17 protein-coding genes and 1 tRNA gene are annotated in these 14859 nt (G+C 64.9%); 15 read left to right on the top strand and 3 right to left on the bottom strand.

Features of this window, described 5'->3' with window-relative positions:
- Window positions 1–48 precede the first annotated feature (48 nt).
- A complete protein-coding gene (locus FB459_RS10790; RefSeq protein WP_170221875.1) occupies window positions 49–1308 on the top strand; it encodes a DUF2207 family protein in 1260 nt (419 codons plus the stop codon).
- Window positions 1309–1317: 9 nt separating this feature from the next.
- On the opposite strand, the gene FB459_RS10785 is transcribed toward FB459_RS10790, so the two are convergent.
- The gene (locus FB459_RS10785; RefSeq protein WP_240795854.1) at window positions 1318–2319 is read right to left on the bottom strand and encodes a magnesium transporter CorA family protein; all 1002 of its coding nucleotides are present in this window, start codon (window positions 2317–2319) and stop codon (window positions 1318–1320) included.
- A gap of 64 nt (window positions 2320–2383) precedes the next feature.
- Here FB459_RS10785 and FB459_RS10780 point away from each other — a divergent pair, with 64 nt between their 5' ends.
- From FB459_RS10780 to FB459_RS10760, 5 genes are all read left to right on the top strand, one after another.
- Window positions 2384–3523, top strand: coding sequence for a MalY/PatB family protein (locus FB459_RS10780; RefSeq protein ID WP_141928497.1), 1140 nt, complete (start codon window positions 2384–2386; stop codon window positions 3521–3523).
- A gap of 261 nt (window positions 3524–3784) precedes the next feature.
- Window positions 3785–4843, top strand: coding sequence for a YncE family protein (locus FB459_RS10775; RefSeq protein ID WP_170221874.1), 1059 nt, complete (start codon window positions 3785–3787; stop codon window positions 4841–4843).
- A 96-nt stretch (window positions 4844–4939) separates the two neighbouring features.
- Window positions 4940–5013 (top strand) — tRNA-Pro (locus tag FB459_RS10770).
- A gap of 267 nt (window positions 5014–5280) precedes the next feature.
- Window positions 5281–5604 carry a helix-turn-helix domain-containing protein gene (locus tag FB459_RS10765; protein ID WP_129623870.1) on the top strand — a complete coding sequence of 108 codons (324 nt, stop codon included), beginning with the start codon at window positions 5281–5283 and terminating at the stop codon, window positions 5602–5604.
- Window positions 5604–6881, top strand: a complete 1278-nt coding sequence (locus FB459_RS10760) for a tyrosine-type recombinase/integrase (protein WP_141928495.1) — start codon at window positions 5604–5606, stop codon at window positions 6879–6881. Before FB459_RS10765 ends, FB459_RS10760 begins: the two co-directional genes overlap by 1 nt.
- Before the next feature lie 61 nt (window positions 6882–6942).
- On the opposite strand, the gene FB459_RS10755 is transcribed toward FB459_RS10760, so the two are convergent.
- Window positions 6943–7542, bottom strand: a complete 600-nt coding sequence (locus FB459_RS10755; protein WP_141928494.1) for a 3'-5' exonuclease — start codon at window positions 7540–7542, stop codon at window positions 6943–6945.
- Window positions 7543–7889: 347 nt separating this feature from the next.
- Here FB459_RS10755 and FB459_RS10750 point away from each other — a divergent pair, with 347 nt between their 5' ends.
- The 6 genes from FB459_RS10750 (at window position 7890) to FB459_RS10720 (ending at window position 11657) form a co-directional block, all read left to right on the top strand.
- A complete protein-coding gene (locus FB459_RS10750; RefSeq protein ID WP_141928493.1) occupies window positions 7890–8072 on the top strand; it encodes a hypothetical protein in 183 nt (60 codons plus the stop codon).
- Window positions 8069–8401, top strand: coding sequence for a hypothetical protein (locus FB459_RS10745; RefSeq protein ID WP_141928492.1), 333 nt, complete (start codon window positions 8069–8071; stop codon window positions 8399–8401). The genes FB459_RS10750 and FB459_RS10745 overlap by 4 nt, the downstream gene beginning before the upstream one ends.
- A gap of 121 nt (window positions 8402–8522) precedes the next feature.
- On the top strand, window positions 8523–9053 hold the full coding sequence (locus FB459_RS10740) for a hypothetical protein (RefSeq protein WP_141928491.1): 531 nt from the start codon (window positions 8523–8525) through the stop codon (window positions 9051–9053).
- 64 nt (window positions 9054–9117) lie between these two features.
- Complete coding sequence (locus FB459_RS10735; protein WP_141928490.1) at window positions 9118–9357, top strand: hypothetical protein; 240 nt, start codon at window positions 9118–9120, stop codon at window positions 9355–9357.
- 283 nt (window positions 9358–9640) lie between these two features.
- On the top strand, window positions 9641–10999 hold the full coding sequence (locus FB459_RS10725; RefSeq protein ID WP_129627508.1) for a TrkH family potassium uptake protein: 1359 nt from the start codon (window positions 9641–9643) through the stop codon (window positions 10997–10999).
- Window positions 10992–11657, top strand: coding sequence for a potassium channel family protein (locus FB459_RS10720; protein WP_205744811.1), 666 nt, complete (start codon window positions 10992–10994; stop codon window positions 11655–11657). The genes FB459_RS10725 and FB459_RS10720 overlap by 8 nt, the downstream gene beginning before the upstream one ends.
- Before the next feature lie 437 nt (window positions 11658–12094).
- Here FB459_RS10720 and FB459_RS10715 read toward each other — a convergent pair whose 3' ends face one another.
- Window positions 12095–13108, bottom strand: coding sequence for an IS481 family transposase (locus tag FB459_RS10715; protein WP_141928489.1), 1014 nt, complete (start codon window positions 13106–13108; stop codon window positions 12095–12097).
- 171 nt (window positions 13109–13279) lie between these two features.
- On the opposite strand from FB459_RS10715, the gene FB459_RS10710 reads away from it, so the two are divergent.
- The 3 genes from FB459_RS10710 to FB459_RS10700 all read left to right on the top strand — a co-directional run bounded on the left by FB459_RS10710 (window position 13280) and on the right by FB459_RS10700 (window position 14833).
- The gene (locus FB459_RS10710; RefSeq protein WP_141928488.1) at window positions 13280–13966 is read left to right on the top strand and encodes a P-loop NTPase family protein; all 687 of its coding nucleotides are present in this window, start codon (window positions 13280–13282) and stop codon (window positions 13964–13966) included.
- Window positions 13967–14001: 35 nt separating this feature from the next.
- Window positions 14002–14328 carry a hypothetical protein gene (locus tag FB459_RS10705; RefSeq protein ID WP_141928487.1) on the top strand — a complete coding sequence of 109 codons (327 nt, stop codon included), beginning with the start codon at window positions 14002–14004 and terminating at the stop codon, window positions 14326–14328.
- Between the two features lie 163 nt (window positions 14329–14491).
- On the top strand, window positions 14492–14833 hold the full coding sequence (locus tag FB459_RS10700; RefSeq protein WP_141928486.1) for a hypothetical protein: 342 nt from the start codon (window positions 14492–14494) through the stop codon (window positions 14831–14833).
- Window positions 14834–14859: the final 26 nt, after the last annotated feature.

Below are 14859 nucleotides of genomic sequence, written 5' to 3'. Positions count from 1 at the left end.
GGTCGAGAAAGTCATGGGGCGAGCGTACGTCGGTGGAGGTTGGCAATCGTGACCGAATTGGAGATCACCTGGCTGGCGGTCGCTGCAGCCATACTCGCGATCTCGGTCGTCATCGTCGCCTGGTTGCGATGGCGGCGCCGTGACCAGGAGTTCGTCGGTCTGACACCCGGCTTGTTCCCGTCCCCGGAACAACGCGTCGGTTCACGTCGCGTCCGCGGCGGGCAGCAGTGGAAGGGCACGGTCGCCGTGTCGTTCACTCCCCCGGCCGGCATCGGGCCCGCGGTCGCTGGAACGATCGTCGACGGCAAGGTGGACGGACGCGACCTGGCCGCCATGCTGGTAGACCTCTCGCTTCGGGGTTTCTTCGCGATCGAACCGATGCAGACCCCCGACGCCGCGCCACTGCCTCAGCCGAACACCGCGACGAGCACGGCGCCGCACCCACCGGCCGGCACGGCGAAGCCGAAGGACTGGCTCTTCGTCAAGAACCCGCAGCAGCCGGCCGACCACCGCCTTTCGCCCGCCGAGCGTCGCATGCTCACTGCTGTTTTCGCCCACGGTTCCACCGTGCGAATGTCCGATCTGAAGGTCAACCTCGGGTTCACGTTGAGGGAAGCGCAGATCGATCTCTACCGCGAGATGATCGATCGTGGGTGGTATCGCAAGCATCCTCGTTCGCGTGCTCGGTGGACCGCAGTTTTCGGCGTGCTGCTGGTGTTCGTCGCCGCGTTGCTGGCCCTCGGCGCGTACGACGCGTGGGAACGCCACAACAGCTTCGTGCCGTTCGCGATACCCGGAGCGATTCTGATCTCTGCCCTACTGCTGCTGTTCACCGGTCCGGGGCGAAGCCCACGGACGGCGGCGGGTACGGCGGCACGGATCCAGACTCTCGGCTTCGAGAAGTACCTGGCCACCGCCGAAGCAGACCAGATCAGACACGAGGAAGCCATCGGGCTGTTCACCCGGTACCTGCCGTTCGCGATCGTCTTCGGACTGGCCGATCGCTGGGCGAAGGTCGTCGGCGAGGCCATCCGCAGTTCGTACGTCCAGGACGGCCTGGACGTCGCCGCTGCGTTCGCCATGGACCCGTGGGCCTGGTACGCGATGAGCGAGATGACCGGGCTCGCTGCCGATGGCATCGGCGCACTGATCGACGCCGGCTCCGCAATGGACGTGTCCGGTGCCGGTCTGATGGACATCAGCGGCGCCTTCGAGGCATTCACCGATTCGGCGTCCGGGATCTTCGACGAAGCAACCGGTTGCCTGGACGGCTGCGACGGTTGCGACGCCGGCTGTTTCGATTTCTGAGCCGCGTGTTCAGAGCCAGCCGCGCCGGCGGAACGACCACCACATGAGTGCCGACCCCACGGCGATCGCGATGGTGCTCCCCCAGACTCCGACCGGTTGGGAGAACCCGGGGTAAGGGACGTTCTGGCCGAACCATCCGGTGATGGCGGTCGGTACGGCGATGATGGCAGCCCAGGCAGCGAGCTTGCGCATCGTCGTGTTCAGCCGTGCGTCCTGCAACGACAGGTTGGTCTCGAACAGCGAAATCACCATGTCACGCAGCGATTCGGTCCACTCTCCGGCCCGCAGGATGTGGTCGTACAGGTCGTCGTACCAGCCGTCGAGTTCGGTGTTGGTGCGTCCGCCGTGACGCAGCAGCCCGTTGACCACCTCACGCATCGGCAGCACGACCCGGCGCAGCGCGACCAGTTCTTTACGTAACGAGTACACCTGCCGCTGGAATGTGTGACCGGTGCGGTCCTGGTCGAACAACACGTCCTCGAGCGACTCGATGTCGTCGTCGAGTTGCTGGATCGTGGCGAAGTGCCCGTCGACGATCGTGTCCATCAGCCCGTAAACCAGAGCGCGCGGACCGAATTTGAGCAGATCGGGGTTCTGGTCCCAGGCGTGCAGCACGGGCGCCATGTCGAAGTCGGATCTACGGAAGGTGACCAGCGCTGCCGGCAGGACGAAGCCGGAGATGCGTTTGATCTGCAGCCGATCCTCGGTGCTGTCCCCCAGTGGCCCGATCAACTTCGCCGTGTTCGCGGTGAAGAACAGATGGTCACCGTGACGAGTCACCTTGGGACGCTCGTTGGGGGCGAATGCGTCCTCGATCTCGGTCGGCGGCAACCGCAGTGCGTCGATCAGTTCGGCGAGGTCGGCAGGGTGCGCATCGACGAAATCGATCCAGGCAAGCCGGTCGGGCTCGTGCAGCGCTTCGATGATCTCGCTGCGGTGGACGGTCTCGGCGATCAGTTCGCCGTCGTGCCAGATCCGGCAGTTGACCTGCTGGCCGTTGCTCGTCGTCACGGGCGTCAGCCTATGACCCACCCGCCGGGACCGTTGCTCCGGACCGCGCTCGTAGGCTCGCCACATGGACTACGAGATCCTCACAAGCACACCGGAGCAGGCACGCCGTCATCGCACCAGCGTGAAGTGGGTCGCGTTCGAACCCGACGTCCTGCCGTTGTGGGTTGCCGAGATGGACGCCGAGCCGTGCGGGGCGGTGGTGGAGGCCATCACCGCCGCCATGCGTCGCGGCGACACCGGGTACGGCTGGGGACCGCGGTACGCCGACGCCGTCGCCGCGTACGCCGCCGACACCTGGCAGTGGTCGATCGACACCGCACGGACCACAGTCGTCGCGGACGTCATGGTCGGCGTCGCCGAGGTCATGCGCGAGGTGACGGATGTCGACGGCTCGATCGTCGTGTCCTCCCCCTGTTACGACTCCTTCCACGGGTTCGTCGACATGCTCGGTCGCCGGCCTCTCGACGCACCGTTGGATTCCGCCGGTCGGCTGGACTTCGAGGCGCTCGGTGCCGCTTTCGAACAAGCGCGTGGCCGCCGAAGCGCCTACCTGCTGTCCAACCCTCAGAACCCGACCGGCACCGTCCACACCGCTGACGAACTCACCCGGCTGGCGGCACTGGCCGCCGAGCACGATGTGACGGTCGTCTCGGACGAGATCCACGCACCGTTGGTGCACCACGGCTCGTACACCCCGTACCTGTCAGTGGACCGTGGGCAGCGCGGGTTCGCCGTGCTGTCGGCGTCGAAGGCATGGAACCTTGCTGCGCTGAAGGCGGCCGCCGTCGTCGCCGGATCGGAGGCAGCGTTCGCACAACTGCACGAGGTGCACACACACGCCGCAAGCCACTTCGGGATCATCGCCCATGTTGCGGCATTCACCGAGGGACGTGACTGGCTCGGTCGGCTGAACCGCGAGCTGGACGCCAATCGCCGATTGCTCGAGGTGCTGATCGCCGAGCATCTTCCGACTATTCGGTACACACCGCCGGCTGCCACGTATCTGGCTTGGTTGGACTGTCGTGCAACTGGATTGGGCGACGATCCGGCCGCCGTGTGGCGGCGTGAAGCGAAGGTGGGCCTGTCCAGCGGCACCAACTACGGACCGGAGACAGGCCGCGGTTTCGCACGGCTCAACTTTGCCACCTCACCGCAGATCCTCACCGAGGCGATCGAGCGGATGGCTTCACTGGATCGGGTCTGACACGCCGGGCAGCATGGACGCGCCTCGTGAGCCAAAAGGGCCCTAGTCTCAGGCGACATCCCTTTGGCCGGAAGGTTCCACATGTACGGGCGAGTCGTTGTAGGGCTCGCGGGCGTATTGCTGGTCGCGAGTACCTCCGGGTGCTCTCTCGGGAGCTCCTCAAGCGCTGCCACGTCGAGCAGGTCGTCGTCCGGCGCCTCCACGCAATCCACCGCGCCGAGACCTACTGCGAGCACGAGCAACACACCGCTGGCCTCGCGGATGGCGTCCGACCTCACGACGATGGTCGAGACGAGGACGATCGGTGGCGCAATCACACCGAAGTCCGTCGTGACCAGCGGTCACGGACTCGCCGTCGCGAACAACATGATGTATTCGCACTCGGCGACGTTCTACGACACACGAACGGGCACCCTCGCGGCAACCGTGGCCGACGACGTCGATCTCTCCACCTTCGGCTTCCCGGAGTTCCCCGGTCGCACGAAGGGTGCTCCGGTGGAGGCCGCCTGGAGCCCTGACGGCCGCTACGCGTATGTCTCGAACTACGTCATGTCCGGTCCGAACCATCGCGATTCCGCCCAGGATTTCTGCGGGCCCGAGAACGGGTACGTCGATTCCTTCGTCTATCGGATCGACACGCAGAAGTCGTTCGCCGTCGATCAAGTGATCCGCGTCGGCGCTGTGCCGAAGTACCTGACGGTGACGCCGGACGGCAGGACCCTGCTGGTCAACAACTGGTGCAGCTGGACGATGAGCGTGATCGACCTGGCCACCGGTCGACAGGTCAAGCAGATTCCATTGCCGAAGAATCCCCGCGGAATGGTTGTCCTGCCCGACTCCAAGACCGCGTACGTCGCCGCGTTCAGCACCCCGAACATCTATCGGGTCGACCTGGACGCAGGCACCTACACGCTGTTCGCGCATGTAGGCCAGGCGGCGCGCCACATCACCATGTCGCCGGACGCGAAGTTCCTCTACGTGGTCTCGTCGCGTGCCAATCACGTCACGAAGGTCGACCGGGATACCGGCGTCGTCCTGGCGACCACACCCACCGAGCGCGAACCCCGGACGATGGCCATCTCCCCCGACGGCAAGGCGCTCTACGTCGTCGACCACTGGGCGAACGTCGCGCAGAAGATCCGCACCAGTGACATGCGGGTGATCCAGACGGTGAAGACCTTCGCGAACCCGATCGGTGTCTCCTACGACTCGGTCACCGGCACCGTGTGGATCGCGAATTACTCCGGCCGGATCCAGGTGTTCGACGACACCTCCCCCGCTGCAGCGGCGTCCTCGGCAGCGCCAGACGCGACGAACTGAAGTAGGACATCTGCCTGAAAGGTCGGCGAAGTCGGGTCCGATTCGGCTCTCCCGCGACGGTCGGCTAGGATTCCGGAGGTTCGGAAACGAGCCGATCGGGCTGTGGCGCAGTTTGGTAGCGCACTTGACTGGGGGTCAAGGGGCCGCAGGTTCAAATCCTGTCAGCCCGACAACGCAAAGGACACCTATGTGTCCCGGAAATCCGGGACACATAGGTGTCCTGTTGCTTTCTCCACCGGTGTCTTTGAGTTGTGGGCCCGAGTGTTGTGGGCCCACAACCGGGCCCACAACGACCTCGGAGGTGCGTGTTGAACCGCGACGAGCCCACAACGACGCCGTCCGACGCGCGACGCCTGCGCCTTGACGGACACGACGGTCCGACGGTGGAGCGGTTTCGGTGGCGAGGTGTCGGACGGGACTCGTCGCACCGTCCGCCCATGAGTAACCAGACACCTTCCAAGAGCGTCATCCTCGCGACGATAGCTCGACTCCAAGAAGACCTTGAGCGAGTCACCAGCATGGTCGTGGCTTCCGTTCCAGACGAGACCGTTGGACCTCCGATCATCCCCCTGACCGACCCGGCGTACACCCTCGCTGATGCGTCAGCCCTCCTCGGCGTTTCCGAGCCGACCTTGCGTCGGCTGATCTCAGAGGGAGAAATCAGTCGCACCCAGGTCGGCCACTCCCCCCGGATTCTGCGATCGGACATTGAGGAATACCTCGAGCGCCACCGCGTCCCGTCCATCGGCCAGGCAAGCTGATGGCCCGCCCGATCAACCCCGAGGGGACATGGACGGTCACCGCCAACAAGAAGCGTCGCCTGAAGCAGTCGTTCCGCCTCGCCGATGGACAGACCGTGCGCAAGAGCTTCACGGCCACAACCAAAGATGCGTGCCGGGACCTGCGCGATGAATGGATGCTCGCCAATGGACTCGACCCGGTCCGACCGACGGCCCCGGCTCGGTCGATGCCGACGCTGGACCAGTGGATCGTCGAGGTCCGACGTACTGACGACCTGAACAACCTGGAGGCGGCTACCGTCTCAGCCGCAGCCAGCTTGTACCGGAACCACCTGAAGTCACAGCTCGGCAATCGTTTGATCGACACCATCACTGCGACAGACGTCGTCGAGCTGCAAATCCACCTCAAGGCCAAAGGCATGTCCGCCAGCACCGTTCGTGCAGTGCACGTCCAGCTCGCAAAGGCGCTCAACCTCGCCGTGCGCCGCGGACACCTCACACGAAATGTCGCGGCCGACGTCGCCAAACCGGCACCCGCCCAGCGTTCACCTCAGCCCTTCTCTCAGACGGAGTTGCTTGCCGTCTGGAACGTCGTCATTCGACACCGAGACTCCGCTCGTTGGGCCGCTCAGCTGATGACCGGGGGCCGCCAGTCCGAATGTCTCGGGTTGGCATGGGGCGACTTCAATCTCGAAGAGAACCGTCTGATCATCAAACGATCTCTGAAGCGAGTCCAGTGGCTGCACGGATGCGACCCGAAGGAGCAGGATCAGCACACCCCCGCGCAATGCCCCCACAAGACGAAGGCCAGCCAGTTCGGAAAGACCAAGTCGGCGGCTGGCGTTCGGGCGATCTGGCTTCCTGATCAGCTCGTTGAAGTGCTGCGAGACTGGCGCGTTGACTGGGAGCGAGCGGCAAAACGCGGAATCTTCGACACCTCGATCCTGTCCGAGCACGGTGGCCTGGTGTTTCCGTCGAGCACTACCGGTGGCGCCCGTGACCATCGCGCCGATGCTCGTCAGTGGCAGGCGATTCTGCACGAAGCCGAAGTGCTGCACCGCGGAACTCACTCCTCGCGTCACACGGTGGCGACACAGTTATTGACCGAAGGAATCGACCCGCGCATCGTGCAGGAGGCACTGGGCTGGTCTGACGGCTCTCAACTTCCCCGGTACCAGCACGTCACCACGTCGCTGACAAAGAAGGCCGGTAAGGCAATCGAAAACCAGTGGGATCAGATCATCGGCCGCGACGCCGACGTCCTGCCGATCCGTCGCGCCGGAACGACCGACGACTGACGGACCGACAAGCAGCGCCCCTCCGGGATTCCGGAAGGGCGCCGCTCTGTTGTCTGGAACGTCAGGCGGTCAGCAAGCCCATACGCCGCGCGATCTCGTAGGTGGTGACCGCGTCGGAGACGACGTACTCGCGCAGCTGCTTCCCGGTGAGCAGGTGCATCTTGGTGCGATCGACCTCTACGGGGTCCAGCCCGTACTCGCTGCGCGCGTGCATCTTGAGCGAGCACCAGCGGCCGGTCCGTTCGCGGGTGAGGAGGGCTACATCGACGTGGTTGGCGCCCAGACCTCGCACGTCGTAACCACCGAGGTAGCCCGGCGTCGGTTCGTACTTGACGGGGATGTCCGGGTTGTGGACCAGCGTCCACGGTGTCTGGATGCCAGGCAGGCCCATCCGCGCGTCAAGGAACGGGAAGTCGAACGCGGAGCCGTTCCAGGTGAGGACCGTGTCGGCGTCGCTGGTGCGCAGCCAGTCCGCCAGGTCGATCAGGAGTGACCTCTCCTCGCCAGACAAGACATGACTGTCGGTGCCGTCGTACATGCTGACGGCGGTGACGGCGGTGATGGCCGGGTCCAGTCCTCGAGAGGTGTAGCCGGCGGCTTTCTCCTTGTCGGTCAGCGGGGATGTGTCGGTCTCGATGTCGAGCGCAATCGCGTTTGCCATATGGGTACGGTGCGACGCACCTCACGATCGAACGAACCTCGGGAGGGTCCGTGCGACGGGATCGGATCTGCGGCAAGGTATGCGTCATGCCGTGCACGAACCAGCAGCCCTCTCTCCCCCGATCGGGAAGGAGGGGCCGGCGCCGGAACGCGACCCGGCCCGAACGACGGTTCGTCCCTGGACAGACCGTGCTGTGGCACTGCCAGCACCAGCGGTGGATCCGCAACTACCGCGCGCACTGATCCGTACCGGCCGTCGGCGAACCAAAGCGACGCTCAGCGGCCTGGCCGGCGCGCTCGAGGTTGAGGGGTGATCCGCCCGGACGGACTACGTCGCACCGTTGCGGTATGGCCGACAACACCAGCTCCGCGTATTACGAACAGGCTGCCGTCGAGGCGCTGGACCGCAACGACTTCGAGCGCGCGAACATCTACGCGCAACTCTCCCAGTCAGCTGCAGTCCGTGAACAGGCCGTGCGACTGATCCCTGTGCTGCGGGACATCCGACTCACCTTGCAGAATCTGCGATGAGTGCCACGATCACCGATGAGCGGCTCCTGGTGTTCTCCTACGCCAAGATCGCGCAGGACACCATCCGCGAGGACATGGTTCAGCGCCACGACCTTCCGTTGTCGGTGCTACTCATCGCGGGACAGGTCGCGCAACTACTCGCCTACGAGAACGACCTGTTCGGTCTCTACCCGAAGCGCGTGGCGCCGACCGGGGACCTGAACACCGTCGCCGACTATCTGCGCTCGGCCTGCGTCGACGCCCTGTTCGATGAGTCGCACCTGACCCACACCGCGATGGACGCCGTCCTTCGCCGCACAGAGGAGTTGATCGAGCATGGCCGCCCGTAACATCCCGATTCCTGAGCCGTACCTTCTCGCGCATTACGGTCGGGCCGTCGTCCTCGGACTGATCGGTGCTTCGGTCGCCCTGTCGCGCGTGCGCTGAGCAACCCGTCGCACCGTCACCGTCATGCGAACCATTCCGCTTCCGGACACCCTCGACGTCCCCATCCCCTACATCACCGAACGACAGGTCAACTGGTCGACATCGTTCAGTGATGGCGCGGCCTACCTGGCGACCTCGCCGATCGCCTGGGCTGTCGCTGTCGTCGTGACACTGGCCTTCTACCGGCTGCTGCGGTCCTGGTTCCGCTGGGCCCGCATGGTTCGTGCGCTGGTTGCTACCGCCATCTCGCTCGCCACGATGGCCGGCTACCTCGGAGTCACGTCGACGGTCGGCGACGGCATCGGCGTCCAGCCCTTCTCCTGGTCCACCGGCACACCCAAGATCAAACACACAGTCAACCAACCAGCCTTGGAGTACCGCGTGATCTCAGCCGCGCGTACCGGCTATGGCGACCGGGTCTTCGACGCCAAGGGCAACTTCAAGAAGGGCTGCACGCTCAAGACCATCGACACCGTCGGACGGAAGGAGGGCGTCGCGCAGGCGTTCAAGATCGCCGCCTACTGCGACGGCAAGCAGGTGCCGCCCAAAGGGTGACCCGGTGCCGTCGCACCGTTTCGGTATGTCCGAGTCTCGCCCCGCTCCCGCCACTCCTACGGGCATGTCTATTCGAACCCATGCCCCTCGCTCCGGCCAGCCGCCTCAGCGCACGACAAGCCGCGCCATCGACCGTGCCCGGCACGACGACGGACGCTTCGCGCCCGAGGTGAAGTCCGAGTCGTCCGCCGACCTCGACTACGGCCAGCCGATGTTGGACGACAGCTGGTCGGACGACAACTACGACTACAACGCCACCCTGCCCAGGTGGCCCTTCGTGAACCCCAAGGACGCCCCGTTCTGACAGCGGCACCACTCAGGCCTAGGTGTTCTGTCCGGAGAGGTTAGGCACGCGGTCGATGGGTGATTGGCCCTTGAGGCTGGTGTGGCCGCGGTGGTGATTGTAGTGATGGAGCCGTTCGGGGTAGGTCGTGTCCCGCGTCAAGAACACGGCCTTGCTCCCCGCCAGGCTTGAGCGCGGGATCCCAGGCGGATGGGCGCGTTCGGCCTGTGGAGATCGGGCGCTATTTCAACAGGACGAGGGCCCAGTGGACGGAGGCCAGGCTGCTGTGCCATTCTCACCGACGATGCTCTCCGACACCGGTGCCCGGGCCACCCCCCGCTCCCGACTCTTGCGTCACCCCGCGCAGACCGTGGTCGCGGCATTCGCGGTGGGCAACACCATCGGCACCCTGCTCCTCATGCTCCCGATGGCACGAACCGGTGATGGAGGCGCACCATTCGTCACCGCACTTTTCACCTCCACAAGTGCAGTGTGTGTCACCGGCCTCGTCACCGTGGACACAGCGACCTACTGGACCGGTTTCGGCCAGGCCGTCATCCTCGGACTCATCCAGGTCGGCGGGTTCGGATTCATGACGATGACCACTTTGCTGGTGCTGTTCATCGGCCGGCGGCTAGGTCTGCGCAGCCGAATCGCAGCGGCTGCCGAAACAAAGAGCGGGGTCGGCGACGTTCGCACCGTCCTAGTGGGAGTCTTCAGAATCACCGTCATCGTCGAGGCAGTCGTCGCTCTTGCCCTGACACTCAGGTTCTGGCTCGGCCACGGCTTCGGCTTCTTGGAGTCTCTGCGACTCGGCGGATTCCACGCAGTGTCGGCCTTCAACAACGCCGGGTTCGCGCTGTTCAGCGACAGCCTCATGAGTTACCTCACCGACCCCTGGATTCAACTCCCGATCGTCGTGGCCATCGTCATCGGCGGCCTCGGATTCCCCGTCCTGCTCGAACTCCTGCGTCGCCGTGCACGCAGGCACTGGTCGTTGCACACCCAACTCACACTTTTCATGACCACGATCCTTCTCGTCGGCGGAACCGTGTTCATGACGCTCAGCGAATGGGGTAATGACGCGACGATCGGAACACTGAATCCAGCGCAGAAGCTGCTGGCCGGCTTCGTCCACGCCGTGCAGCCGCGTACCGCGGGTTTCAATGCCTGGGACTACGGGCAGGCCACCGACGAGACGTTGCTCGGCACAATCATGCTGATGTTCGTCGGAGGTGGATCGGCCGGCACCGCCGGTGGACTGAAGGTCACCACGTTCGTCGTCCTATTCTTCGTCATCGTTGCCGAGGTTCGTGGCGAGCATGATGTGGTCGCGTTCGGCCGGCGGATCGGCGATCGCACTGTGCGGCAGGCCATCACCGTGGCTCTACTGGGGGTTGCTGCCGTTGTGGGATCGACCATGCTCCTCACTCAACTCACCGGTCTGCCCTTCCGCGACGTGCTTTTCGAGACGACGAGTGCCTTCTCGACGGTCGGGTTGTCCACCGGAATCACTGCCCAGGTGCCGGAATCGGGTCAGTTTGTATTGGCTGCCCTGATGTTCCTGGGGAGGTTGGGGCCGGTGACCCTAGTGTCGGCTCTGGCGTTGCGCAAGCGCGGACGCCGATACACCTACCCGGAAGGATGGCCCCTCATTGGCTAAGCGCATCGGAGCTGGCGGCGGAGTCGTCGTCATCGGACTCGGCCGTTTCGGCAAATCTCTTGCGCTGGAGCTAGAGAGTGATGGCATCGAAGTCCTGGGCATCGACGCAGACCCGCGCCCTGTCCAAGCTGTTGCAGGCAGGCTCACCCACGTCGTTCAGGCCGACGCGACCGACGCAGAAGCCATGCGCCAGCTGTCTGTGCATGAGTTCGACCGGGCCGTCGTTGCCATCGGGTCCAGCCTTGAGGCAAGTGTGCTCGCAGCCTTCGTCCTGCGCGGTCTGCACGTACCGCATATCTGGGCCAAGGCAACCACCAAGGCCCAAGCGCAGATCCTCGAGCAGGTCGGGGTTGAGCACGTCGTGCGCCCCGAACATGAAATGGGCCGTCGTACAGCTCACCTCGTGCGCGGCAAGATGCTGGACTACATCGAGTTCGACGATGGATTCGCCATCGTTCGTACACGCCCACCGCGCAGCATTCTCGGCAAGACTCTCGCGGAGGCAGCAGTCCGTTCGAAATGGGGCGTCACGGTCGTCGGCGTCAAGGCCACCGGCAAGGACTTCACCCACGCGACCGCCGAGACGGTGGTCGAGGACGGGCATCTCATCATCGTCTCCGGCGAGCGCCGCAAGGTCGAAGCGTTCTCCAACCAGTAGTGACCGCGAACAATGGACCCTCGCACATCACGTCTTTTCTCAGGTGGCGATGAGGAAAACGCCCGTGTCTGTGCTGTGACCTGCTGATTTGTCGTGGCAGTCGCGATCCGGCGTCCATTGCGCACCCCGCCACTCGCATCCGACACGCCGTAACACTGCGACTGAAACCGGTAGCCAGGTAGCCATACGACGCGTGCGGTAGCCGCTGGAACCGCATATGTGCAAGACGTATCGTACGCGTAGTACGTTCGGCTCACGCCATCAGAACCGGTCAGCTGGACAGATCCCGGCTGCAGCGTAGGTGAGGTCCGACAGTTCGTATCGACCGACGCGCGGGACCATCGCGCCTACCTGGTAGTGACAGGTTTCCCGCAGGTCGGCGGCGACGTCCTCCGCATCGCCCATGCCGTATGGGCGGACTGCTGCTCATAATCGGCCTAGCTGTTCTGTCCGGAGAGGTTAGGCACGCGGTCGATGGGTGATTGGCCCTTGAGGCTGGTGTGGCCGCGGTGGTGATTGTAGTGATGGAGCCATTCGGGGTAGGTCGCACGGCGGTCGGCTTCTGAGGTGTAAGCGCACGCGTAAGCCCATTCCTCCAGCAGGGTCCGGTTGAAACGTTCGACCTTGCCGTTGGTTTGCGGCCGGTAGGGGCGGGTACGGCGGTGTTTGATGCGCGTGCCGAGCGTCTTGGCCCATAACCGGCTGCGGTAGCAGGCGCCGTTGTCGGTCAGGACCGCTTTGACGGTGATGCCATGGCGAGCGAAGAACTGTTGGGCACGCTTCCAGAACGCTGCGGCTGTCTCCTTGCGTTCATCGCTGAGGATCTCTGAGTAGGCCAGCCGGGAGTGGTCATCGACGGCGTGGTGAAGGTAGACGTAGCCACGCGAGGATGATGCGCCCTGACGTGCGGCACGGTCACGGGCCACGCCGGCACGTCGGTCCTGAGCCGAACCGCGTCCGGTGATGCGCCACCCACCGCCGTCGGGGATCTTCCCGAGTTTCTTGATGTCGACATGCACCAGGTCACCGGGTGCCTGGTGTTCATACCGTTGCTTGTCGCGTGAGGATGCCTTGATGCGGGTCCCGGTCGCGGGGTAGGTCCACTTCAGTCGCGGGCAGCCGTACCGGCGCAGCACGTGGTGCACGGTCGAGGGATTCAACCCCAGGTGGTAGGCGATACGGGCCGGACCCCACCGGCGTGTCACCCGCAGGTTGATAATCCGGCGTTCAGTGCGCCGCGGGAACTGGTGGGGACAGTGGTGTGGTCGTGAGGATCGGTCGGTCATCCCGGCCGGGCCATGTTCCCGGTACCGCAACGCCCAGCGGCGTGCGGTCGTGATGCTGACCGAAAACCGTTCAGCAGCATGCGCGTAGGACCACTGCTCATCGACGACGAGCTTGGCCAAGCGGAGCCGGCCAGCCGGTGTGAGCGTCGCGTTAGCGTGGGACATGAAGACCTCCGTGGTGAATGTGGGTGCGTGGTAGCTCCACACCTCACCCGGAGGTCTTCCTCACTTTCCAGTCGACTCGCCGTAACTAACGTCCGTGGACAGAACACCTAGGCGGCCCTTCGTGAACCCCAAGGACGCCCCGTTCTGAGCGACCCGTCGCACCGTTCGTCCATGCACACAAGCACGCGCAGCGTGCCCGGAATCATCATCGGCATCAACGGCAAGGCGTACGCGGGCAAGGACACGCTCGCCGAGCGGCTCATCGCCGCGCTCACTGCGCGCGGTCGGTCGGCTGTGCAGGTCGGCTTCTCCGACTCGATCCGAGTTGAGGCCCAAGCGGCCGTCGATCAGGCAGCTCGCGGTGATGCCGTCGTCGGTCTCAAACCGTCGCAGGCCGCTGAACTCGAACAGCTCATGTGGGCGGCGGCCCCGGACGACTTCGACCTGTCGGTCCGCACCGACTTCCAGCGTGCCGTTCTGCAGCGGTTCGGCATGGGATGGCGCCCTGACGGGTACTGGGCTGCCCGTGTGGTCGAAGACGCGCAGCGCCTGGCCGGTGCCGGGCAGGACGTCCTGCTCACCGGACTACGGTTCCCCGCGGAGACGAACCTGGCGATGGCTGCCGGAGCTACCACGATCCGGCTCGATATCTCCCCCGCTGAGCAAGACCGTCGGGCGGTTGCGCGCGACGGCAAGCCGATGACGGACGAAGCCCGCAATCACCTCGGCGAGATCATCCAGGACGGCCGCGACGATTGGACGTTGCGGATCGGCACCGACACCGCAGACGCCGATGCTGTCTTCCAGACAGCCTGGGCGTACATCGAGCCGATGATCACTGACCGCCGCTCGGCGTAAGCCGACGAACGAACGAACCGTCGCACCGTGGGGACATGATGAACACCACCCCCGCCTACCTCGGCCTCGAAGAATCCGTCGCCGACCTGCACCAAACCGAACACGCCGGCGCCGCCTCCTCCTGCTCCAAGCCGCTGTGCGAATCGTTCAGCGACCTCGCGGGGATGCTGAACGGCGACCGCCAAGACATCGACCGCGACACCCTCGAGTTGACCCTCGACGTCATGGGCTACATGCACCACGACTCCAAGGATCACGACGGAGCGGCCTGGTGCTGCACCGACGAGATCTGCCGGAACATCTCCGAGATTCGGCACAACGCCCTCCTGTGCGTCCCCGGACACCACGCCCTCGTCGCGTAAACGCACGACGAGGCCTACTCACCGCCTGATCTGAGCGGGTACATCCCCGCCATCGACGCGGCCCTGCAGATCAACGGCACCGCCGCGCTGGGTCGAATCGCGAAACAGGCCCAGGGGTAACAGAACAGGGAGCGGAGCGAACGGCACGTCGCACCGTCAAGACATGCCGATCCCTGCCGCACTCACCCTGTACCAAGCCGTCGACGACGTCCACGTCGCGCAGCACACGAACACCGCCGGCGCCTGCGGACACCCGCTGTGTGCCTTCATCGCCCGCCACACCGACTCTCTGGACGCCGTGCACCCGCGCCGATTCGGCGATGACCTGCCGTCGGGGCTGAAGCTCGAACACGTCGAGGTCGCGGTTGAGTCCCACCACGCCGAACAAGGTCACACCGGGGCCGACATGCACTGCATCGACGCCGTCTGCTCGAACCTCGAGGAGATCCGGTGGGTCATGTGGGCCTCGTCCCTGACAGGCGACCAGGACGACGATGCGGCCTGAGTCTCCGAGCCGACCATCTGCCCCAT

Source organism: Yimella lutea (assembly GCF_006715095.1).
In the GTDB taxonomy this organism is placed as follows: domain Bacteria; phylum Actinomycetota; class Actinomycetes; order Actinomycetales; family Dermatophilaceae; genus Yimella; species Yimella lutea.
The sequence above is the reverse complement of the archived record's forward strand: the minus strand, read 5'-3'. Positions and strand labels throughout refer to the sequence as shown.

Coding starts and splice junctions, on each gene's coding strand:
- FB459_RS10780 (WP_141928497.1), top strand. CDS start 2,384: ATGGACTACGAGATCCTCACAAGCACACCGGAGCAGGCACGCCGTCAT.
- FB459_RS10775 (WP_170221874.1), top strand. CDS start 3,785: ATGGCGTCCGACCTCACGACGATGGTCGAGACGAGGACGATCGGTGGC.
- FB459_RS10765 (WP_129623870.1), top strand. CDS start 5,281: ATGAGTAACCAGACACCTTCCAAGAGCGTCATCCTCGCGACGATAGCT.
- FB459_RS10760 (WP_141928495.1), top strand. CDS start 5,604: ATGGCCCGCCCGATCAACCCCGAGGGGACATGGACGGTCACCGCCAAC.
- FB459_RS10755 (WP_141928494.1), bottom strand. CDS start 7,542: ATGGCAAACGCGATTGCGCTCGACATCGAGACCGACACATCCCCGCTG.
- FB459_RS10750 (WP_141928493.1), top strand. CDS start 7,890: ATGGCCGACAACACCAGCTCCGCGTATTACGAACAGGCTGCCGTCGAG.
- FB459_RS10745 (WP_141928492.1), top strand. CDS start 8,069: ATGAGTGCCACGATCACCGATGAGCGGCTCCTGGTGTTCTCCTACGCC.
- FB459_RS10740 (WP_141928491.1), top strand. CDS start 8,523: ATGCGAACCATTCCGCTTCCGGACACCCTCGACGTCCCCATCCCCTAC.
- FB459_RS10735 (WP_141928490.1), top strand. CDS start 9,118: ATGTCTATTCGAACCCATGCCCCTCGCTCCGGCCAGCCGCCTCAGCGC.
- FB459_RS10725 (WP_129627508.1), top strand. CDS start 9,641: ATGCTCTCCGACACCGGTGCCCGGGCCACCCCCCGCTCCCGACTCTTG.
- FB459_RS10715 (WP_141928489.1), bottom strand. CDS start 13,108: ATGTCCCACGCTAACGCGACGCTCACACCGGCTGGCCGGCTCCGCTTG.
- FB459_RS10710 (WP_141928488.1), top strand. CDS start 13,280: ATGCACACAAGCACGCGCAGCGTGCCCGGAATCATCATCGGCATCAAC.
- FB459_RS10705 (WP_141928487.1), top strand. CDS start 14,002: ATGATGAACACCACCCCCGCCTACCTCGGCCTCGAAGAATCCGTCGCC.
- FB459_RS10700 (WP_141928486.1), top strand. CDS start 14,492: ATGCCGATCCCTGCCGCACTCACCCTGTACCAAGCCGTCGACGACGTC.